Genomic DNA, 20,416 nt, shown 5'->3' with positions numbered 1-20,416 from the left:
GGCGACGTCTCAGGGCTTGTGCTCCTCGGGCGCTCCGCCCGCGCTGAACGCGGCGTTCTTGTCGCGCACCGGGATCAGGTCACCGGCGGGCTCCGAGTAGGAGACCCGCACCAGGCCGCTCTCGTCGAAGTGGAAGGAGGTCAGCGAGCAGAGCGTGCACTGGCGCCTGCGCGGGTCGTGCAGGAACGACCGCTTCTCCGCCGACAGCCGGGTGATCCAGATCGGCAGCTGGTGGGAGACCAGCACCGCCTCGTGCCCGTGGGCGATCTCCCGCGCGGAGAGGATCGCGCCGAGCATGCGGTCCACGACCTCGGTGTAGGGCTCGCCCCACGAGGGCTTGAGCGGGTTGCGCAGGTGCCGCCAGTTGCGGGGGTTCTTCAGTGTCGCGTCGCCGGTGCCGAACGCCTTGCCCTCGAAGACGTTCGTGGACTCGATCAGCCGCGGGTCGATGTGCACCTCGAGGCCGGTCAGCTTCGCCAGCGGGGCGGCCGTCTCCCGGGCGCGCTCCAGCGGTGAGGAGCCGATGTGCACGATGTCGCGGTCCTGCACGGACTCGGCGACCCGCTCGGCCATCCGACGGCCGAGCTCGGACAGGTGGTACCCGGGCCGGCGGCCGTAGAGGATCCCCTCCGGGTTGTGCACCTCGCCGTGGCGCAGCAGGTGGACGATCGTCCCAGGCGTTCGGCTAGCGGTCACCGACCCACCTCGGCGGCCGCGTGGGCGGCGTACGGGAGCGCCTCGAGCACGGCCTCGACGGCGGCGTCGTCGTGGGCGCTGGAGACGAACCACGCTTCGTACGCCGACGGCGGGAGGTGCACGCCGCGGTCGAGCATGGCGTGGAAGAACGCGGCGTACGCCGCGGTGTCCTGCGTCGACGCGGCGGCGAAGTCCGTCACGGTCTCGCCGGTAAAGAAGACCGAGAACATCGTGCCCGTCGCCTGGACCACGTGCGGCACGCCCGCATCCGCCAGCGCCTTGCCGGCGGCGGTGCCGAGGGTCTCGGCGACCAGGGAGATCCGCTCGTAGACCTCGTCGGTCGCCAGCCGGAGGGTCGCCAGGCCGGCGGTGGTGGCGACGGGGTTCCCCGAGAGCGTGCCCGCCTGGTAGACCGGCCCCTCCGGCGCCAGGTGGCCCATCACGTCGGCACGGCCGCCGAACGCCGCCGCCGGCAGGCCGCCGCCCATCACCTTGCCGAAGGTCATCAGGTCGGGGCGCCAGCCCTCGACGGCGCCGTCGAGGCCCCACTGCCCGAGCTTGCCGGCCCGGAAGCCGGTCATCACCTCGTCGCTGATGAACAGCGCCCCGTGCGCGGCGCAGGTCTCGGCCAGGTGTGCGTTGAACCCCGGCAGCGGCGGGACCACGCCCATGTTGCCGGGCGCCGCCTCGGTGATCACGCACGCGATGCGGTCGCCGTGGGCGGCGAACACCTCGTCGACGGCCGCGCGGTCGTTGTAGGGCAGCACGATGGTCAGCTCGGTCGAGGAGGCCGGTACGCCGGGGGTGCCGGGGATCGCGAACGTCGCGACGCCGCTGCCCGCGGCGGCCAGCAGCGAGTCGACGTGACCGTGGTAGCAGCCGGCGAACTTCACCACGACGTCGCGGCCGGTGAAGCCGCGGGCCAGCCGGATCGCGGACATGGTGGCCTCGGTGCCCGAGGAGACGAAGCGGACCCGCTCGATCGGCGTACGCCCGACGATCTCCTCGGCCAGCTCGACCTCAGGCTCGGTGGGGGTGCCGTACGACGTGCCGCGGGCGACCGCGGCGGCGATCGCCTCCTGCACCTCGGGGTGCGCGTGGCCGAGCAGCAGGGCGCCCCAGGAGCAGACCAGGTCGACGTACTCGTTCCCGTCGACGTCGGTCAGCCACGCGCCGCGGCCGGACCGGATGAAGCGGGGCGTGCCGCCGACGGCGTTGAACGCGCGGACCGGGGAGTTCACGCCACCCGGCGTCACCGCCTGGGCCCGGGCGAACAACGCCTCGGATCGTTCGGTGGGGCGGGGCGGCGGGGTCACCGGCTCATTGTCCCCAACGGTGGGTGAGAGTTCACATCGGCCTCCGCGCCGCCCGGAACAACCGTATGGTGGAACGACCTGGGTCCCTCGGTGTGACCCAGGTCACATCCAGGATTGGCCGACGTAACCCGTGGGTAACTTCCCTCGTTGGAGGGCTGCCCGCGCGGGGAGGGAGCCCCCCGGGTGTGTCGAGCGTTGAGGGAGTGAACAGATGAGTGAGGCGAGGTTCGGCCGCCTCCAGAAGGCGGCGACGCTGGTGCCGCTCGCGCTGCTGTCCGCAGCGTGGAGCGTGAGCATCGTCGGCGTCGGCCTCACCGGCAGCACCGCCACGTCCGCGGACGGCGGCACGCTGCCCGACGGCAGCACCGTCCCCGAGGAGGCCATCGAGGCCCCCGCCAGCCTCACCGGCTCCAGCAAGCTCGCGCCCGGCATCAATGGCGACCCGCAGGAGGCCGTCCTCAACGCGGCGACCAACGGCATCCCGTCCGCCGCGCTGGCGGCCTACCAGCGCGCCGAGACCGTCATCAACGCCGCCGACACCACCTGCCACCTGCCCTGGCAGCTCGTTGCCGCCATCGGCCGCGTCGAGTCCAACCACGGCAGCGTCCACGGCAGCCACCTGACCAGCGCCGGACTCGCCGCGCCACCGATCTACGGCCTCCCGCTCGACGGCACCCACGACACCACGACCATCGCGGACACCGACGGCGGCGCCCTCGACGGCGACACGGCGAACGACCGGGCCGTCGGCCCGATGCAGTTCATCCCCTCGACCTGGTCGATCGTGGGCGTGGACTCCGACGGCGACGGCCAGCGCAACCCGCAGGACATCGACGACGCGGCGCTGGCCACCGCGGTGTACCTCTGCTCCGGCAATGACGACCTCAGCACCGACGAGGGTCGCCGGACGTCGGTGTTCCGCTACAACCACAGCCAGGAGTACGTCGACCTCGTGCTCGCCTTCTATCAGGCGTACGTCGACGGCGAGTTCACCTCCGTCCCCAACGGCACCTACGGCGGCGGCGCTTCGCTGCCGCCCGGCGACCCGACCGGCGGCGGCGGTGGTGGTGGAGGTGGCGGGCACCCGACCGCCTCCCCGGAGCCGACCAAGGGCCCGACCACCAAGGCCACCCCGACCAAGAAGCCGACACCCACGCCGACCAGCGGCCCGACCGCCGGCCCGACGACCGCGTCGACGCCTCAGCCGACCGCCGGCCCGACCAGCGTCCTGCCGACCAAGACCCCGACCGTCGCGCCGACCACGGCCGTGCCGACGATCCTGCCGACCGAGCTGCCGACGGTCCTGCCGACCGAGCTGCCCACCACCATCCTCACCCCGATCCTGTCGCTGGCCGACGCGATCGTGCAGTGCACCGCCCAGGGCCTCGTCGACAACCCGCTGAACAACAACGACGCCTTCGACCAGTGCGTCGCGTCGCTCACCGGCGGCTGACCGGACGCCTTCGCGCCGAGTTGCGCCCCCGGTACGTGCGAATTGCGCCCCCGGCACGCGCGAGTTGCGCCTCCGGTACGTGCGAGTTGCGCCTCCGGCACATGCTCGGTCGTGCCCGGGACGCAACTCGGCCGTGCCCGGGGCGCAACTCGGTCGTGCCCGGCACGCAACTCGGCCGTCGGGTCAGCGGTCGAGGAGGCGGGCGGCTTCCGCGGCCCAGTACGTGAGGATCACGTCGGCGCCGGCGCGGTGGATGGAGGTGAGAGCCTCCACGATGGCGGGCTCGCGGTCGATCCAGCCGTTCGCGGCGGCGGCCTCGACCATGGCGTACTCGCCGGAGACGTTGTACGCCGCAACGGGCACGGTGACCGCGTCGCGGACCCGGCGGATGACGTCGAGGTACCCGAGCGCCGGCTTCACCATCACCACGTCAGCGCCCTGCTCCACGTCGAGCAGCGCCTCGCGCACGCCCTCGAGGGCATTGGCGGGGTCCTGCTGGTAGGTACGCCGGTCACCGATCAGCGACGACGAGACGGCCTCGCGGAACGGGCCGAAGAAGGCGGAGGCGTACTTGGCGGAGTAGGCCAGGATCCCCACGTCCTGGTGCTCGGCGGCGTCCAGGGCCGCACGTACCACGCCGACCTGGCCGTCCATCATCCCGCTGGGACCGACCATGTCGACGCCGGACTCGGCCTGGGCGAGCGCCATCTGGGCGTACGCCGCGAGGGTGCGGTCGTTGTCGACGCGCCCGTCCGGGGTGAGCACGCCGCAGTGGCCGTGGTCGGTGAACTCGTCGAGGCAGAGGTCGCTCATCACCGTCAGCGCGTCGCCGACCTCGGCGACCACGTCGGTGATCGCGAGGTTGAGGATCCCGGCCGGGTCGATCCCACCCGAGCCGGTCGCGTCCTTGGACTCCGGGATGCCGAACAGCATCAGCCCGCCCAGGCCCAACGACGCCGCCTCGTGCGCGGCCTTCAGCAGCGAGGACCGCGAGTGCTGGACGACGCCGGGCATCGACGAGACGGGGACCGGCGCGGAGATGCCCTCGCGCACGAACAGCGGCAGCACCAGCTGGCCGGGGCGTACCGCGGTCTCGGCGACCATCCGGCGCAGCGCGGGGGTCGTGCGCAACCGGCGCGGCCTGACGACCGGGGGCGTGATCCCCGTGGCGTCGGCCGGCAGGTCGCTCAAGGTCGTCTCGCTGGTCGTCTCGTTGCGCTACTTCGCCGTGGCCTTGCGCCGCGAGGCGGGCTTGCGCTCCGACGGCTTGGCGACCGGCTGGCCGGCGTCGAGCATCGAGAGCCGGCGCGCGGCGCCGAAGTCGGCGAGCGCCTCGGCCAGCACCTCGACGTCCGGCTTGGGGGCCAGGACGTCGACCCGCAGGCCGTGCTCCTCCGCGGTCTTGGCCGTGGCCGGGCCGATCACCGCGATCACCGTCGACGGGTGCGGCTTGCCGGCGATGCCGACCAGGTTGCGCACCGTCGAGGACGACGTGAACACGACCGCGTCGAACTTGCCGGCCTTGATCGCGTCGCGGGTCGGCGCCGGCGGCGGGGCCGCACGGACGGTCCGGTACGCCGTCACGTCGTCGCACTCCCAACCGAGGTCGATCAGTCCAGCGACGAGGTTCTCGGTCGCGATGTCCGCGCGCGGCAGGAAGACCCGGTTGATCGGGTCGAGCAGCTCGTCGTACTCCGGCCAGTCCTCGAGCAGCCCGGCCGCGGACTGCTCGCCCGACGGCACGAGGTCGGCGCGCAGGCCCCAGTCGGCGATGGCCTGGGCGGTCTTGTCGCCGACCGCGGCGATCTTGAGTCCGGAGAAGGCGCGGGCGTCGAGGCCGTACTCCTCGAACTTCTCGCGCACCGCCTTCACGGCGTTGACCGAGGTGAAGGCGATCCACTCGTAGCGGCCCTCGACCAGGCCGCGGACGGCCTTGTCCATCTGCAGCGGGTTGCGCGGCGGCTCGACGGAGATCGTCGGCACCTCCTCGGGCACCGCGCCGTAGCCGCGCAGCCGCTGCGACAGCGTGCCCGCCTGCTCCTTGGTGCGCGGCACCAGGACGCGCCACCCGAACAGCGGCTTGGTCTCGAACCAGGACAGCTGGTCGCGCGCGTCGACGACGTCACCGACGACGGTGACCGCCGGCGGCGACATCCGCGCGGCGCGGGCGTCGGCGGCGATCCGGTCGAGCGTGGAGACGACCGTGGCCTGCTCGGTCGTGGTGCCGGCGCGGGTCATCATGACCGGCGTGCTCGGCTCGCGCCCGGCGGCCACCAACTGCTTGGCGATGTCGGCGATGCCGCCCACGGCCGACAGCAGGACGAGCGTGTCCTGGTCGATGTACCGGCTCCAGTCGACCTTCTCGCGGCACGACACGACGGTCAGCTCGCGGTGGTCCTTGGTGGTCAGCGGGACACCGGCGTACGCCGGCACGGAACCCAGCGCCGAGACGCCGGGCACGATCTCGAAGGCGAGGCCCGCCTTGACGCAGGCGAGCGCCTCCTCGGGACCGGACGAGTAGACGAAGGGGTCCCCTGTCATCAGCCGGACGACGCGCAGACCGCGCTTGGCCTGCTTCACGACCACCTTCGCGCGGGCGGCGTGCGTGAGCGGCTGGCCGTCCTCGCCGAAGCCACCGTCGACGAGCTCGGGGCCGTCCTCGGTCGCCCCACCGGACTGGACCCCGGACCGGCCGCCGAGCACGGAGCGCACCAGCGCCTCGTGGTCGGCCGACTCGGTGATGACCACGTCGGCCTCGTGCAGGAGCTCGACGGCACGGAGCGTGAGGAGGCCCGGGTCACCCGGCCCGCTGCCCACGAAGGCCACCCATCCGCGCTGTGACGTCTGCGGGGACATCTGCGGGGGCGTCTGGTCGTTGCTGGTCTTGCCTCGCGTCATGCGTTACTGCCTTCTCACTGTTTCTGCCGGTGCGTCGGTGAGCTCGCCCGCTCCTTCGGCGAGCATGTCGCGTGCGAGCCGTGCGCCCAAATCGGCGGCCTCCTGGAGGGTTCCGGTGGCCGACATCCGGACCGCGAGCGTGCCGTCGGGCGACAGCGCGACGGCCCGGACCCACAGCTCGAGGCCGTCGTCGCCCTCGGCCACCTCGGCCATGGCGCCGATCGGCGCGCTGCACCCGCCCTCGAGCGTGGCCAAGACGGAGCGCTCCGCGGTGACCGCGGCGCGGGTGCCTGCGTCGTCGAGCACGGCCAGGTCGCTGAGCAGCTCGGTGTCCAGGGAGCGGCACTCGACGGCCAGCGCGCCCTGGCCGGGAGCGGGCAGCACCTGGAGCGGGTCGAGCACCTCGGTGGCCTCGTGGAGCCGCCCGATGCGCGCCAGGCCGGCGCGGGCGAGCACGACCGCGTCGTACTCGCCCGACCGCACCTTCCCGATCCGGGTGTCGACGTTGCCGCGGATGTCCACGATCTCCAGGCCGAGGCCGAGCGCGTGCAGCTGGGCGGCGCGGCGCGGCGCGCCGGTGCCGACGCGGCTGCCGACGGGCAGCTCGCCCAGGGTCAGCCCGTCACGGGCCACGACGACGTCGCGGGGGTCCTCGCGGGGAGGTACGGCGGCCAGCTCGATCCGCGGGTCGGGTGCGGTGGGCAGGTCCTTGAGCGAGTGCACGGCGACGTCGACGTGACCCGCGAAGAGTGCCTCCCGCAGCGCGCTGACGAAGACGCCGGTCCCGCCGATCGTGGCCAGCGACGCGCTGGACCGGTCGCCCTCGGTGGTCACCTCGACCAGCTCGGTCTCGCGGCCCAGGTGCTTCTCGATCAGGTCCGCCACCAGCCTCGACTGGGTGGTGGCCAGCAGCGAGGCCCGCGTCCCGATCCGGATCACGCCGTCGCTCATGCGAGACCCTCCGGCCGGGTGACGGCCTCCACGGCGTCGGGGTCGAGGGCGAAGAGCTCGGCGAGGGCGGCGGCGTACGACACGGCCCCTTCCTCGTTGGCCAGCTCGCGGACCCGGACGGTCGGCTGGTGCAGCAGCTTGTCGGCGACCCGGCGCAGGCTGCGCAGCACCTCGGCTCGCGTCGCGTCGTCGAGGTCGGGCAGCCGGGCCATCAGCCGCGCGAGCTCGGCGTCCACGACCCCGGTCGCCATCGAGCGCAGCGCGACGACGGTCGGGGTGACGCTCTGCTGCCGGCGGGCGGTCAGGAACGCCGACACCTCCTGGGTGACGATGTCGCGCACCGCGTCGACCTCGGCGCCCGCGTCGCTGCCGGCGAGCTCGTCGGCCAGGTCGGCGAGGGTCACCAGGGTGACGCCCGGCAGTGCGCCGACGCCGGGCTCGACGTCGTGGGGCAGGGCGAGGTCGATGACGTCCAGCGGCCGGCCGAGGCGCGCGACCATCTCGGTCGTCAGCAGCACGCCGGTGGACCCGGTGCAGGCCACGACCAGGTCGGCGTCGGCCACCTCGGCGGCCAGGTCGGCCAGCGCTGCGGCCCGCACGCCGTGCTCGGCGGCCAGCCGCGAGCCGCGGTCGGGGGTGCGGTTGACGACGACCACGTCGGTCGCGCCGCGGCGTACCAGCGTGGCCGTCGCGAGCGCGGCGATCGAACCGGCGCCGACCACGACCGTACGACGCCCCACCGCGTGCCCGACCCGGTCCAGGGCCGCGGACACCAAGGTGGGCGCGGCCTGGTCGATGCCGGTCTCGGCGTGGGCACGCTTGCCGACGCGCAGCGCCTGCTGGAAGAGCACGTTGAGGGCCGGGCCGACCGTGCCGGCCTCCTGGCCACGCGCGAGCGCGTCCCGGGTCTGGCCGAGGATCTGCGCCTCGCCGACGGCCATCGAGTCCAGCCCGGCCGCGACCTGGAAGAGGTGCGAGACGGCGCCGTCGTCGTAGTGCACGTACAGGTGCGGGAGCAGCGCCTCGGTGGATCGGCCGGCACGCTCGACGAGGAGCCCGGACAGCTCCTCGACGCTGCCGTGGAACCGGTCCACGTCGGCGTAGATCTCCAGCCGGTTGCACGTCGCGATCACCGCGGCCTCCACGACGTGCTCGCCGGCCGCGACGTCCTTGGCCAGCTGGGCCGCCCCCTCGGCGTCGACCGCCACCCGCTCCAGCAGCGCGACCGGCGCGGAGCGGTGGGAGATGCCGACGACGAGGACGCTCATGACGACCCGTCCCAGGGGGTGGCCCAGCGAGCGGCGTCCGGCGCCCGTCTGGCAAGGCGGAGGAGCGAAGCTGTAGGCGATCTCCTGCGAGTCGACGACAACGCAGCCAGGCGGGATGCCGGGCGGCGCGCAGCGGGTCTGCCCCTGGGATGGGTCGTCATTCAGGCATTGGCCTTCCGCTGCTCGTGGTAGGCGAGGATCTGCAGCTCGATCGACAGGTCGACCTTGCGCACGTCCACGCCCTCCGGGACGTTCAGCACCACAGGAGCGAAGTTGAGGATGCTGCGGACACCGGCGGCGACCATCCGGTCCGCGACGTCCTGGGCGGCGTTCGCCGGGGTCGCGATCACGCCGATGGCCACGCCCTGCGCGGCGACGATCTTCTCGAGGTCGTCGAAGGGGCGTACGTCGACGCCGGCGACCACCTCGTGGTGCCGGTCGGGGTCGGCGTCGAGCAGCGCGACCACCCGGAACCCGCGGCTGCGGAAGCCGGAGTAGTTGGCCAGCGCGTGGCCCAGGTTGCCGATGCCGACGATGACGACCGGCCAGTCCTGGGTCTGGCCGATCTCGCGGGCGATCTGGTAGCGCAGGTAGTCCACGTCGTACCCGACCCCGCGCGTGCCGTAGCTGCCGAGGTAGGACAGGTCCTTGCGGAGCTTGGCACTGTTGACGCCGGCCGCGGCCGCGAGCTCCTCGCTGGAGCAGGTGGCGGTGCCGGACTCGCTCAGCGTCACCAGGGCCCGCAGGTAGACGGGGAGCCGTGCCACGGTCGCCTCGGGGATGTCCCGGGCGCTCTCGCTGGTCGCTTTGGCCGTCACGGTCTTCTCTCCAGCCGGCGGTCGACGATCTCGCACGGCCCGATCACTGTAAGCACTTTGTGAACGTGAGAACAAACTGGACGGACGAGGTGAGACAAGCCTCACGGCGTGCGGGTGAGCGCCTCCCGGAGCCGGGTCTCGTCGACCCGCCAGAAGTCGTGGCGACGGCCGTCGACCAGCGTCACCGGGACCTCCTCGCCGTACTCCTCGCGCAGTGCCGGGTCGTCGTCGACCGAGATCTCGACCCACTCCTCCCCGAGGTCGGCGCAGACCCGGGCGATGACCTCGGCCGCCTGCTCGCAGAGGTGGCAGCCGGGGCGGCCGTACATGGTCACCCGGGGGGTGCCGCGAACCGTCACTCGAGGATCCCCAACGCCCGACGGCGCTCGAGCTGGCGCAGCGTGCCCTTGCGCACCCGTCCCGCGAGCGTGGTGGGGAGGTCGTCGACGACCTCGATCCGCGACGGCCGCTTGAACCCGGCCAGGTCGGCCTCGCACCGCCGGCGTACGGCGTCCACGACGGCATCCGGGTCGGCAGCGGGCGCGCGGACGTACGCGACGACGTCGGAGCCGCGGTCGGACGGGGCGCCGATGACGGCCACCTCCTCGACACCGGGCACTCGTGCGACGACCTCCTCGACCTCCGAGGGGTAGACCCTGAAGCCGGCGACGACCACGACCTCGGCCGCTCTGTCGACGAGGAACAGGTCGCCGCCGTCGTCGAGGAACCCGACGTCGCCGGTGGACCACCAGCCGTCGGCGCCCGGCCCGTCCGAGCCGTCGGGCCAGTAGCCGCTGAAGAGGTTGGCGCCCCGGACCTGGATCTCACCGGGGTCGCCGGGCTCGGGCTCGAGCCCGAGGTCGTCGACCAGGCGGAGGTCGACTCCGGGCAGTGCCGCACCGAGGGAGCCGGGCACGGGGTGGGTCGGGGCCAGGGTGCTGGTGACGACGGGCGCGGCCTCGGTGAGCCCGTACCCCTGGTGGACCGGCACGCCGGTCCGGGTCAGGAACTCCTCGACCACGGCCCGCGACAGCGGCGCCGAGCCGGAGAGCACCAGGCGCACCGAGTGCAGCAACGCGTCCAGGTCGGGCAGCGACAACCAGTGCGGGAACACCGCCGGCGCGACCGGCACGATCGTCACGCCGTGCTCCACGACGACGTCGAGGGTGCCCCGCGGGTCGAAGTGGTCGGTGAGCACGAGAGTCGCGCACTGGCGGAGGACCCCGCCGAGGACGGCGTTCAGCCCGTAGACGTGGAAGAGCGGGACGACGCCGAGCACCACGTCGTCGGCGCGCATCATCGGCGGGTCGACGGCCGCGGTCTGGTCGAGGTTCGCCAGCAGGGCCCGGTGGGTGAGCATCGCGGCGCGGGGCCGCTCGGCGCTGCTGCCGGTGTAGAGGAGGCAGGCCAGGGTCTCGGGCTCCGGGCGGGCGGGGATGGTGGCCGGCTCGCCGGCGCGGACCGCGTCGAACGAGAGCTCGCCGTCGAGCGGCTCGGAGTCGACGACGACCAGGGTCGGCCCGCGATCTCCGGCCTCGCGCACGATCGCGACTGCCGCGCGCGCGTCCGCCACGGTCGCCGCGTCTGCGACGACCACGCGGGCGCCGGAGTCGGCGATCATCCAGGCCAGCTCCTCGACCTTGGCCCTGGGGTTCACGGGGACCGCGACGAGCTGCGCGCGGAGGGCGGCGAGGTACGTCGTGACGAGCTCGATCCGGTTGCCCAGCACCAGCAGCACGCGCTGGCCCGCGACCAGGCCGACCCGCCCGAGACCGCCGGCCACCCGGCCGACCTCCGTCTCCAGGTCGCCCCAGGTCAGCCGCCTGCCGGACGCCTCCACGAGGGCTGCGCGAGCCCCGTCGCGAGCGGCCGCCAGGGCCACCAGGTCGGCGACCAGGTGGGGCTGCGCCCGCTCGTGGGACGGCTCCAGGGACATCCGTCCATGGTTCCACAGGGCCTCTCACGCGGAGGTGGAACCACACAGGTGAGGCCGCGCCCTGGGTACCCTTCCGGTGTGCCCGCACCGCGCCGCGTGGACCTCCAGCGACGCTCCTCGATGTCCGGGGAGGCGGCCTTGTCGAGCGCCGAGGTCGAGGACGCCCTGGCGGTGCCGCTGGACCCGCAGGCGGCGGCGTTCTTCGACGTCGACAACACGCTGATGCAGGGCGCGAGCATCTTCTACCTGGCCCGCGGTCTGTACCGCCGGCGCTTCTTCACCAGCCGCGAGATCGCCGCCGCGGCCTGGAAGCAGGCCAAGTTCCGGCTGGTGGGCGTCGAGGACCCCGGCCACGTCGCCGACGCCGAGGCCTCCGCGCTGGCGTTCATCCAGGGCCACACCGTGCTGGAGCTCGAGCAGCTCGGCGAGGAGATCTTCGACGAGGCGATGGCCGGCAGGATCTGGCCGGGCACCCGTGCCCTGGCGCAGCTGCACCTCGACCAGGGCCAGCGTGTCTGGCTGGTGACCGCGGCACCCATCGAGATCGCCCGCATCATCGCCCGCCGGCTCGGGCTCACCGGCGCCCTGGGCACCGTCGCGGAGCACGTCGACGGCGTCTACACCGGACGGCTGGTGGGCTCGATGCTGCACGGGCCCGCGAAGGCGGAGGCGGTCACCGCCCTCGCGGCGCGGGAGGGGCTCGACCTCACCCGCTGCTCGGCGTACTCCGACTCGGCCAACGACCTGCCCATGCTCTCGGTGGTCGGGCACGCGTTCGCGATCAACCCCGACGCCCGCCTGCGGGCGCACGCGCGGGCCAACGGCTGGCGGGTCTACGACTACCGGACCGGCCGGAAGGCGGCCCGCGCCGGGCTGGTGGCCGGCACCGTCGCCGGCGGGGTCACCGGGGCCGTGGCGGCCGCCGTCGCGCTGCGCGGACGACCCCGACAGGGCTAGTGGGCTGGGCCACTTCACCCCGATTCAGGTTCCCAACCGTCTCCCACCCACTTACCCTGCTTGGGGTAAGCGGTATCAGGGAAGGATCCGCGGGTGGAGCCAGTTCCGGGCACGGCGACACGGGGGCTCGAGGCCCTGCGTGCGCTCGTGCTCGCCGTCATCCGTGAGGAGCGCGGGCTGCTGGCCGGCCCCGGGTACCTCCTCATGGCCGGCGCCCCGATCGCTGAGCCGGCCAGCGGCCAGGACTTCGACGGCATCGACAACGGGGGCGACGACAGCAAGTACGCCACCTCCAACGAGGAGTCCGCGGCCGACCGGGACCGGTTGATCGCCCTCGTCGAGCTCGCCCGCAACGGCGACGCCGAGGCGTTCGGGATGCTCTTCGACCACTACCAGGGTTCGGTCTACCGGTTCGTCTTCCACCGCACCCGCTCGCAGACGCTGGCCGAGGACCTGACGTCCGAGACGTTCTTCCGGGCGCTGCGCAGCATGAGCGGGTTCCGCTGGCAGGGCAAGGACTTCGGCGCGTGGCTGATGACCATCGCGCGCAACCTGTGCACCGACCACTTCAAGGCCGGCCGCACCCGCCTGGAGCTGACCACGGAGGACATGAGCCTCCACGACGACGGCACCCACGACGGGCCCGAGGACGAGGTCCTCACCAGCATCACCAACGAGGCGCTGCTCGAGGCGCTCACCGAGCTGCCGGCCGAGCAGCGCGACTGCCTGGTGATGCGGTTCCTCCAGGGCATGAGCATCGCCGAGACCGCGGCGGTCCTGGGTCGCTCGGACGGCGCCGTCAAGCAGCTCCAGCTGCGCGGCGTGCGCAACCTGGCCAAGCTGCTGCCCGACGGGATCCGGGGCTGACATGGAGTCGCACGGGGCCGCACGGGCGGGCTGGACCAGTCCACTCTTTACTACTCGCCAGTACGCCGTAACCACGCGGTCAGCGGGCTCGTTGAGGCCAGTGTCCGGCGGGGGCGCCGGAGCCAGTGACCTGACAGGACTTCTGTGATGAGCCCGTACGCGACGCGTCGTCGCGCCGAGCAGTTCGCGGTTGTCGTCGACGGTTCGTCTGCCCGGGGGGCGCACGACGACCGGTACGACGACCTGCTGCAGCTGGTCGGCGCGCTCCGTGCCGTGCCCGAGCCAGTGGCTCGGCCCGAGTTCCTCGCAGACCTGAGGTCTCGACTGGTGGCCGAGGTCGCGGCGATGCCAGTCGTCGCCGCGGCCGAGGCCGACCGGCTGCGGCTGCGACCCGTCGACCCGGGCCGGGTTCGCAACCCGCGCGAGCGCCGGCTCGCCGTCGCTCTCGGCGGCCTCGCCCTCGTGGGTGCGACCGCGACGACGGCCGTGGTCGCCCAGGGTGCGCTGCCGGGCGACACGCTCTACCCGCTCAAGCGCGGCATCGAGAACGCCCAGGCCGGGTTCAGCGTCGGCGACGACGGCAAGGGCTCGACCGTGCTGGCCAACGCGTCCACGCGGCTCGCCGAGGTCGAGGCGCTGGCCCGCGACGGGCGTGGCGAGGACAACCCGGCCGCGGTCGCCGACACCCTCAACGACTTCACGGAGCAGGCCACCGAGGCCTCGGACCTGCTGCTCGCGGCGTACTCCGACAAGGGCGACGCGGGCGACGTGGCCAAGGTGCGCACGTTCACCGCGTCCTCGATGCAGACGCTCGCCGACCTCGACGGACAGCTGCCCGAGAGTGCCGAGGACGAGTGGGTGCACGCCGTCACCACCGTGATGCGGATCGACGACCAGGCCAGGCTCTCCTGCCCGACCTGCGCAGGCACCGACCTCGACGCGATCGCCCCGACGCTGCCCACGATCGGCACCGGCTTCGGCACGGGCGCCCTGCCGGCCGTGAACCTCCCCGACATCGTGCTGCCCGGGCTGGTCCTGCCGTCCGTGGACGCCTCCGAGCTCCCCCCGGGCAGCGTGACCAAGCCGTCGCCGACCGTGGGTCCCGGCGGCGGCCCGACGGGTGCGCCGACCGTGCTCCCGACCGGAGAGCCCACCGGCGTCCCGACCGTCGTACCCACGGGCGGGGTGCCGACGTCCGGCGTCGCCCTCCCCACCGGGGGCGTGACCACGGTGCCGGTGGTCCTGCCGACGGTCGACCTGACCCAGCTGATCAACAACCTGACCAGCGGTCCCACCCTGGTGGCGCTGCCCACCGTCGACGTCACCCAGCTGCTCGGCGGCGTCGGCAGCGCGTTGCCCACCGAGATCACCGACCCGCTCGGCGACCTGCTCCCCTGACGGGGGCTACCGCCAGACCGACTCGCGCTTCATCAGCAGCGTGTAGAGCGTCTGCTGGATGGTCTCGCGCACCTGGTCGGTGAGGTTGAAGACCAGCATCGGGTCCTCGGCCGCGGCGTCGTCGAGCTCGTCGGTGCGGATCGGCTCGCCGAACTCCAGCAGCCACTTCGACGGCAGCGGCACCATGCCGAGCGGGCCGAGCCAGGGGAAGAGCGGCGTGATCGGCACGTAGGGGACGCCGAGCAGCCGGGCCAGCGCGGGCACGTTGCCGACGAGCGGGTAGATCTCCTCGGCGCCGACGACCGACAGCGGCACGATCGGGACGCCGGTGCGCAGCGCGGCGGACACGAAGCCGCCGCGCCCGAAGCGCTGCAGCTTGTAACGCTGCTTGAACGGCTTGCCGATCCCCTTGAAGCCCTCGGGCCAGACGCCGACCAGGTCGCCGCGGCTCAGCATCCGCTCGGCGTCCTCGTTGCACGCCAGGGTCGCCCCGCCGCGCCGGGCCATCTCGCCGACGAACGGCATCCTGAACACCAGGTCCGCGCCGAGCAGGCGCAGGAACCGCCCGGTGTGGTCGTGCACCGCGACCATCGTCATCAGTGCGTCGACCGGCACCGTGCCGGAGTGGTTGGAGACGATGAGCGCGCCGCCCTCGTCGGGGATGTTCTCCACGCCGCGCACCTCGATGCGGAACCACTTCTCCGCGATCGGCCGCAGCAGGGCGAGGGTCAGCTTCTCGGTGACCTCGGGGTCGAAGCCGAACTCGTCGACGTCGTACTCCCCGGCCAACCGCCGGCGCAGCAGCGCGAGCACCTCGGCCAGCCGGGGCTCCCAGTCGTCGCCGAACACCTCGCGCGCGGCGGCCTCCAGCATCGCGAGCCACCCCGCTGGCGAGATGCCCGCGACCGGACCGCGGTCGGAGGTGGTGGTCGCCGGCCTCGGTGCTGCGGGAGGTACGTCGGTGGGTGCGGGCTGGGGCACCGCCTCGGTCGTCACCTGCTCGATCGCGTCGGGCACGGCCCGCGGCCGGCTCGTCACACGCGCGGCCTTCTTGGCGGCGGGCTTGGCTGTCGTGCGCTTGGCGGCCAGGTTGCGCGAGGCCGACGACGGCTTGGCGCGGCCGGAACCACGGCCTGCGCGACCGCGCGTGCCGATCGGGATGATCTCGGCGTCAGCCACGGGCCCCCGCCTTCTCGGACGCAGGGGGGAGCAGGTCCTGGAGGCTGCTCACGGCGCGCCCGGTCAACGAGCCGGACAGGCGCGAGGCCGCCGGCATCGAGGCGGCGAAGTCGGCGAAGGCCTCCTCGGTCGTGTAGGCCGGCTCGAACCCGAGCTCGGTGCGCATCCGCGTGGTGTCGATGCCGCGACCGAACGTCAGGAAGCTGAGCTGCTCGGGCGAGAAGTCGGCGAGCCGCATCTGGCGCAGCACGGAGCCGAGCTGGCCGACGGCGAAGCCGGGCAGCGGCAGGGTCGCGCGCTGCAGGCGGCGCACGGCCTGGGAGAGCATGAGGATGCCGTCGCCGGCGACGTTGTAGGTGCCCTCGACGTCGGAGGTGACGGCCAGCTCGAGCACCCGGTCGAGGTCGGACTCGTGCACGAACTGCATGCGCGCGTCGTACCCGAGCACGGTCGGGATGACGGGGAGCCGGAAGTACGACGTCATCGGGCTCACGACGTGCGGGCCGACGACGTTCGCCAGCCGCAGCACGGCCACCCGGACGTCCGGGCGCCGCCGGGCGAAGCCGCGGACGTACCCCTCGATCTCGGCGGCGTCCTTGCTGAACCCCGACCGGGGGTTGCGACGCGGCTGCATCTCCTCGGTGAACATCGCCGGGTCGCGCGAGCTGGCGCCGTAGACGGTCGAGGTCGACTTCACGACCAGGTGCTTGACCGACGGCGCCTTCTGGCACGCGGCGAGGAGCTGCATGGTGCCGATGACGTTGAGCTCTTTCATCGTCAACCGACCGCCGGCGCTGCCGGGGGTGGCGATGACGCTCATGTGGACGACGGTGTCGACGTCCTCCTTCGCGATCACCTTCGCGATCACGGGCGTGCGGATGTCGGCGCGGATGAAGGACATCGCGCCGACGTCGCCGCGCGGCGGGACGACGTCCACGCCGATGACGCGGTCGATCCCCTCGGTCGTGGCCAGGACGCGCGCGAACCTGCGTCCGAGGTCACGCGAGACCCCGGTGACGAGTACGACGCGGCCCATCGGGGAACCCCCGCTCCGGGCCTACTTGCCGAGCTTGCGACGCTGGACGCGCGTCTTCTTCAGGAGCTTGCGGTGCTTCTTCTTCGCCATGCGCTTGCGGCGCTTCTTGATGACGGAACCCACGCGGAAACCTTTCACCTGCTCGTCGAGCCCCAGGTCGAGTCCGTGGGACCCCGACAGCCTAACGGGCCCGCCTCAGGTGGCTTAATCCACGCCCGCACCATCGTCTCGTCGGGCGCGCCGTCGCGCCTTGGACTGACGGAGCGAGGGAGGAACGACCGAGCGGAGGAGGGAAAGGCGGGACGTTGCAGCGCGCCCGACACGCCTCGAAGCGAAGCGGAGAGGCAAATCTATCCAGCGTTGTAGAAGCTCTTGCGCAGGTACTCGTTGACGTCGTCCTCGTTGATGCGGAAGGAGCGGCCCACCTGCACGGCCGGCAGCTCGCCGTTGTGGACGAGGCGGTAGACGGTCATCTTGGAGACGCGCATGGTGGCGGCGACCTCGGCGACGGTCAGGAACTTCACTTCCGAGATGTCTCCAGGGCGGTTCTCTCCGCTGGGGGTCATGGCGCACCGTTCTCTCTTGCGGCGACAGCACCGGCTTCCCCACCGGTGACTCCACGTCCCGCGCACGGTGAACATAGCGCCTGCTGTGACTCGTGGGGAAGGGTTCGACTAGAGAAACCTGAGAGGCACGGCGTGTCGCCTTGCCATGTCTGAACCAGTCGTTCCCGGGTCACATCCATGTCATTCCCTCAGAGGTCCGGGACCAGCCCGTGCCAGGGGAAGACCTCGGTCCGCGTGGCCTCGATCGTGCGGTCCAGCCAGGCGTCCGGGTCATACCCCTCGGACCAGTCCCGGTAGGCCGGCGTACGGCCGTCGGTCATCCGGAACGGCGCCTGCCGGCCGAGCGTGGTGTGCACGTGGTCGCGCCACGCGGCCGGGGTGTCGGTGTGCGGGTCGATGGGCTGCCCGGACACGATCGCGAGCAGGTGCGTCCAGGCCCGCGGGACGACGTCGACCAGCGCATACCCGCCGCCGCCGGTGACGACCCAGCGACCGCCGCACACCTCGTGCGCGAGCTCGTGGAGGGCGAGGTACGACGCCCGCTGACCGTCGACGGACAGCATCAGGTGGGCGAGCGGGTCCTCCATGTGGGAGTCGCAGCCGTGCTGGGTCACCAGCACCTCGGGCTGGAAGGCCCGGAGCAGCGGTGGCACGACGGCATGGAACGCGCGCAGCCATCCGGCGTCGGCGGTGCCGGGCGGCAGCGCGACGTTGACGGCGGTGCCCTCGGCGCCCGGACCGCCGGAGTCGGTCGGGAAGCCGGTGCCGGGGAAGAGCATCTGCCCGGTCTCGTGGAGGGAGATCGTCAGCACCCGCGGGTCGTCGTAGAAGATCGCCTCCACGCCGTCGCCGTGGTGGACGTCGACGTCGACGTACGCCACCTTCTGGACGCCCTGGTCGAGCAGCCACTGGATGCCGACGGCGATGTCGTTGTAGATGCAGAAGCCGCTGGACCGGTCGCGCATCGCGTGGTGCAGCCCGCCGGCGATGTTGGCGCTGTGCAGGCTCTGCCCGGAGTGCACCTGGCGGAAGGCCTCGAGGCTGGCGCCCACGACGTGCGCGGCGGCCTGGTGCATGTCGGCGAACACCGGGTTGTCGTCGGTGCCGAGGCCGTGGTCGTCGAACCCGATCGACGAGGGGTCCTTGCCGGCGCGGGTGACCGCGTCGATGAGCTCGTCGTCGTGGACCGTCGCGATCTGCGCGTCGTCGGCGAACGGCGCCGGTACGACGGTCAGCCGTTCGAGGACCCCGAGCTCCCGGGCCAGCCGGATGGTGAGGTCGACGCGGAGCGGCGACATGGGGTGGGAGGGCCCGAAGTCGTACGCCGTCAGCGAGGAGTCGAACACCACGCTGGACGGGCCGGAGCACTCCATCTGCCGAACGTACCGCGTGAGCGACATACTCGGCGGGTGCGAACCCCCCGTCCCTCCTGGGTCGTCGCCCTGGCCTTCGCCCTCGTCGCGTCGCTGGCCGGGGTGGTCGCGGGCGTGGCAGGTCCCGTCCGGGCGGCCGACGCCGAGCGGGCGGCTCCCACGGTCCGCATCTCGGTGATGTCGCAGAACATCTTCTACGGCGGCGACGACTTCGACCTGGCGACCAGCGACTGGTGCCCGAAGGCGAACGCCTGTCCGCAGGCACTCCACCGGCTGGCGAAGATCATCGCCGCGAGCGGCGCGGACGTCGTCGGCGTGCAGGAGCCCGAGCGGAACACACAGCGGCTCGCGAGGCTGCTCGGCTGGTACGCCGACCCGCGGGCCCACGTCATCTCGCGGTTCCCCATCCTCGACCCCGGAGCCGCCGGCGGCCTCTACACGTTCGTGATGCCGGTGCCCGGCCACGTGGTCGCGGTGGCGAACGTGCACCTGCCGTCGACGCCGTACGGCCCGTACCAGGTGCGCAAGGGCTGGTCGCGTGACGAGGTGATGGGGCTCGAGCGCACCCTGCGCAAGAAGGCGCTCGTCGAGGTGCTGCGAGTGCTGCCCGAGCTCGCCCGGGGCGGCATCCCGGTGTTCCTCACCGGCGACTTCAACAGCCCGTCGCACCTGGACTGGACGCCGGCGGTGGCCGAGGCTCGCGCCGACGTGCCGTACGCCGTGGACTGGCCGGCCAGCCGGGCCCTGGCGAACGCCGGTTTCGGCGACTCCTACCGCGACGTCCACCCCGACCCGGTTGCGGACCCCGGGTACACCTGGTCCCCCGGGGGGCCCGAGACCAGGAAGCACGACTTCCCCGACCGCATCGACTGGGTGCTGCACGCCGGCCCGGTGACCACGGTCGACAGCCGCCTCGTGGGCGAGCGCGGCAACTCGCAGGTCGACCTGGCGTTCGCGGACCCGTACCCGACCGACCACCGCGGCGTGGTGTCGACCTTCGACGTCCGCGCGCCCACGTTCCGGCCGCTCATGTCGCCGGCCCGGCGCCGGCTGACCGCCGGACCGGGGTCGGTCCAGGTCACGTACTCGGGCCGCGGCAACGCCGACGAGAAGCTCGCGTTCCAGCGTCGTCTGGGCTCCCCGCTGCTGAACGCCCGCTCCACGAATGAGGACCCGTCGGGCGTCCTGCGGCTGTCGACCGACGGCCTGGGACGCGGTCGCTACGACGTGGTGATGTCCAGTGGCGGGCGGGTCATCTACCGGACCCCGGTCTGGGTGTACCCGCCGGGCGCGGGAGCGGCCCTGCGCACCGACCGCACGACGTACCGGGTCGGGGAGGCGATCCGCGTGCGCTTCGACGGCGCCCCCGGCACGCAGCTCGACTGGGTGGGGCTGATGCGGTGCGGCGAGGTGTGTCCGGGACCCGGCTCGTACCTGGCCTACCGCTACACGCGGGCCCGCGTGATCGGGTCGGTGCTGTTCAGCGCGGACACCTACCTCGGCGAGGGCTCGCAGTCCTGGCCGCTGGAGCCGGGGAGGTACATCGCCCGGCTGATGGACGACGACAGCTACCACGCGATCGGGAAGTCGCAGGTGTTCACGGTCATCCGCTGACGGCGTACCCTCACTGCGTGCGCACGTTCCGCTCGACCCAGTGGTGGCCCGCCTGCTAGGCGGACCACCCTCGTTGACGCACACTCAACC

At 72.8% G+C, this 20,416-nt stretch carries 19 protein-coding genes; 5 read left to right on the top strand and 14 right to left on the bottom strand.

The window, feature by feature from the left end:
* Window positions 1-9: 9 nt before the first annotated feature.
* A complete protein-coding gene (locus tag ISU07_RS05210; protein WP_194705616.1) occupies window positions 10-696 on the bottom strand; it encodes a histidine phosphatase family protein in 687 nt (228 codons plus the stop codon).
* Complete coding sequence (hemL, locus tag ISU07_RS05205; protein WP_194705615.1) at window positions 693-2,012, bottom strand: glutamate-1-semialdehyde 2,1-aminomutase; 1,320 nt, start codon at window positions 2,010-2,012, stop codon at window positions 693-695. Before hemL ends, ISU07_RS05210 begins: the two co-directional genes overlap by 4 nt.
* A 211-nt stretch (window positions 2,013-2,223) precedes the next feature.
* Here hemL and ISU07_RS05200 point away from each other — a divergent pair, with 211 nt between their 5' ends.
* Window positions 2,224-3,465, top strand: a complete 1,242-nt coding sequence (locus tag ISU07_RS05200; protein ID WP_194705614.1) for a lytic transglycosylase domain-containing protein — start codon at window positions 2,224-2,226, stop codon at window positions 3,463-3,465.
* A 183-nt stretch (window positions 3,466-3,648) separates the two neighbouring features.
* Here ISU07_RS05200 and hemB read toward each other — a convergent pair whose 3' ends face one another.
* From hemB to ISU07_RS05165, 7 genes are all read right to left on the bottom strand, one after another.
* Window positions 3,649-4,569 (bottom strand): porphobilinogen synthase, encoded by a 921-nt coding sequence (gene hemB / locus ISU07_RS05195; protein WP_456093960.1) that lies wholly within the window; start codon window positions 4,567-4,569, stop codon window positions 3,649-3,651.
* Window positions 4,570-4,683: 114 nt separating this feature from the next.
* Window positions 4,684-6,363 (bottom strand): bifunctional uroporphyrinogen-III C-methyltransferase/uroporphyrinogen-III synthase, encoded by a 1,680-nt coding sequence (locus tag ISU07_RS05190; protein ID WP_194705613.1) that lies wholly within the window; start codon window positions 6,361-6,363, stop codon window positions 4,684-4,686.
* A 3-nt stretch (window positions 6,364-6,366) separates the two neighbouring features.
* Window positions 6,367-7,314, bottom strand: a complete 948-nt coding sequence (gene hemC / locus ISU07_RS05185; RefSeq protein WP_194705612.1) for a hydroxymethylbilane synthase — start codon at window positions 7,312-7,314, stop codon at window positions 6,367-6,369.
* Window positions 7,311-8,582, bottom strand: a complete 1,272-nt coding sequence (locus ISU07_RS05180; protein ID WP_194705611.1) for a glutamyl-tRNA reductase — start codon at window positions 8,580-8,582, stop codon at window positions 7,311-7,313. The genes hemC and ISU07_RS05180 overlap by 4 nt, the downstream gene beginning before the upstream one ends.
* A 161-nt stretch (window positions 8,583-8,743) precedes the next feature.
* Window positions 8,744-9,400: a redox-sensing transcriptional repressor Rex gene (locus ISU07_RS05175; protein WP_194705610.1), complete on the bottom strand. Its 657-nt coding sequence runs from the start codon at window positions 9,398-9,400 to the stop codon at window positions 8,744-8,746.
* A gap of 101 nt (window positions 9,401-9,501) precedes the next feature.
* Window positions 9,502-9,759 (bottom strand): glutaredoxin family protein, encoded by a 258-nt coding sequence (locus tag ISU07_RS05170; protein WP_323742438.1) that lies wholly within the window; start codon window positions 9,757-9,759, stop codon window positions 9,502-9,504.
* Window positions 9,756-11,336 (bottom strand): class I adenylate-forming enzyme family protein, encoded by a 1,581-nt coding sequence (locus tag ISU07_RS05165; protein WP_194705609.1) that lies wholly within the window; start codon window positions 11,334-11,336, stop codon window positions 9,756-9,758. The genes ISU07_RS05170 and ISU07_RS05165 overlap by 4 nt, the downstream gene beginning before the upstream one ends.
* Window positions 11,337-11,414: 78 nt before the next feature.
* On the opposite strand from ISU07_RS05165, the gene ISU07_RS05160 reads away from it, so the two are divergent.
* From ISU07_RS05160 to ISU07_RS05150, 3 genes are all read left to right on the top strand, one after another.
* Window positions 11,415-12,293, top strand: a complete 879-nt coding sequence (locus tag ISU07_RS05160) for an HAD family hydrolase (protein ID WP_407671366.1) — start codon at window positions 11,415-11,417, stop codon at window positions 12,291-12,293.
* A 93-nt stretch (window positions 12,294-12,386) separates the two neighbouring features.
* The gene (locus ISU07_RS05155; RefSeq protein ID WP_323742437.1) at window positions 12,387-13,160 is read left to right on the top strand and encodes a sigma-70 family RNA polymerase sigma factor; all 774 of its coding nucleotides are present in this window, start codon (window positions 12,387-12,389) and stop codon (window positions 13,158-13,160) included.
* A 147-nt stretch (window positions 13,161-13,307) separates the two neighbouring features.
* On the top strand, window positions 13,308-14,558 hold the full coding sequence (locus ISU07_RS05150) for a DUF5667 domain-containing protein (RefSeq protein ID WP_194705607.1): 1,251 nt from the start codon (window positions 13,308-13,310) through the stop codon (window positions 14,556-14,558).
* Window positions 14,559-14,564: 6 nt separating this feature from the next.
* Here ISU07_RS05150 and ISU07_RS05145 read toward each other — a convergent pair whose 3' ends face one another.
* From ISU07_RS05145 to ISU07_RS05125, 5 genes are all read right to left on the bottom strand, one after another.
* Window positions 14,565-15,737 carry a lysophospholipid acyltransferase family protein gene (locus tag ISU07_RS05145; RefSeq protein WP_194705606.1) on the bottom strand — a complete coding sequence of 391 codons (1,173 nt, stop codon included), beginning with the start codon at window positions 15,735-15,737 and terminating at the stop codon, window positions 14,565-14,567.
* Window positions 15,730-16,773, bottom strand: a complete 1,044-nt coding sequence (locus tag ISU07_RS05140) for an NAD-dependent epimerase/dehydratase family protein (protein WP_194705605.1) — start codon at window positions 16,771-16,773, stop codon at window positions 15,730-15,732. Before ISU07_RS05140 ends, ISU07_RS05145 begins: the two co-directional genes overlap by 8 nt.
* Before the next feature lie 21 nt (window positions 16,774-16,794).
* A complete protein-coding gene (locus ISU07_RS05135; RefSeq protein ID WP_008356322.1) occupies window positions 16,795-16,896 on the bottom strand; it encodes a 30S ribosomal protein bS22 in 102 nt (33 codons plus the stop codon).
* A 227-nt stretch (window positions 16,897-17,123) separates the two neighbouring features.
* Window positions 17,124-17,339: a helix-turn-helix domain-containing protein gene (locus ISU07_RS05130; protein ID WP_194705604.1), complete on the bottom strand. Its 216-nt coding sequence runs from the start codon at window positions 17,337-17,339 to the stop codon at window positions 17,124-17,126.
* A 188-nt stretch (window positions 17,340-17,527) separates the two neighbouring features.
* Window positions 17,528-18,712 (bottom strand): acetoin utilization protein AcuC, encoded by a 1,185-nt coding sequence (locus ISU07_RS05125; protein ID WP_194705603.1) that lies wholly within the window; start codon window positions 18,710-18,712, stop codon window positions 17,528-17,530.
* Between the two features lie 36 nt (window positions 18,713-18,748).
* Here ISU07_RS05125 and ISU07_RS05120 point away from each other — a divergent pair, with 36 nt between their 5' ends.
* The gene (locus ISU07_RS05120) at window positions 18,749-20,326 is read left to right on the top strand and encodes an endonuclease/exonuclease/phosphatase family protein (protein ID WP_194705602.1); all 1,578 of its coding nucleotides are present in this window, start codon (window positions 18,749-18,751) and stop codon (window positions 20,324-20,326) included.
* Window positions 20,327-20,416: the final 90 nt, after the last annotated feature.

Source organism: Nocardioides islandensis (genome assembly GCF_015352455.1).
Classification (GTDB): domain Bacteria; phylum Actinomycetota; class Actinomycetes; order Propionibacteriales; family Nocardioidaceae; genus Nocardioides; species Nocardioides islandensis.
Note: the sequence above shows the minus strand (reverse complement) of the source record. Positions and strands in the feature narration are given on the sequence as shown.

Bases quoted from the DNA above. Each gene is read 5' to 3' on its own strand.
- ISU07_RS05125 (WP_194705603.1), bottom strand. From the start codon at position 18,712: ATGGAGTGCTCCGGCCCGTCCAGCGTGGTGTTCGACTCCTCGCTGACG.
- ISU07_RS05200 (WP_194705614.1), top strand. From the start codon at position 2,224: ATGAGTGAGGCGAGGTTCGGCCGCCTCCAGAAGGCGGCGACGCTGGTG.
- ISU07_RS05130 (WP_194705604.1), bottom strand. From the start codon at position 17,339: ATGACCCCCAGCGGAGAGAACCGCCCTGGAGACATCTCGGAAGTGAAG.
- hemB (WP_456093960.1), bottom strand. From the start codon at position 4,569: ATGGTCGCCGAGACCGCGGTACGCCCCGGCCAGCTGGTGCTGCCGCTG.
- ISU07_RS05190 (WP_194705613.1), bottom strand. From the start codon at position 6,363: ATGACGCGAGGCAAGACCAGCAACGACCAGACGCCCCCGCAGATGTCC.
- ISU07_RS05140 (WP_194705605.1), bottom strand. From the start codon at position 16,773: ATGGGCCGCGTCGTACTCGTCACCGGGGTCTCGCGTGACCTCGGACGC.
- ISU07_RS05180 (WP_194705611.1), bottom strand. From the start codon at position 8,582: ATGAGCGTCCTCGTCGTCGGCATCTCCCACCGCTCCGCGCCGGTCGCG.
- ISU07_RS05165 (WP_194705609.1), bottom strand. From the start codon at position 11,336: ATGTCCCTGGAGCCGTCCCACGAGCGGGCGCAGCCCCACCTGGTCGCC.
- hemC (WP_194705612.1), bottom strand. From the start codon at position 7,314: ATGAGCGACGGCGTGATCCGGATCGGGACGCGGGCCTCGCTGCTGGCC.
- ISU07_RS05150 (WP_194705607.1), top strand. From the start codon at position 13,308: ATGAGCCCGTACGCGACGCGTCGTCGCGCCGAGCAGTTCGCGGTTGTC.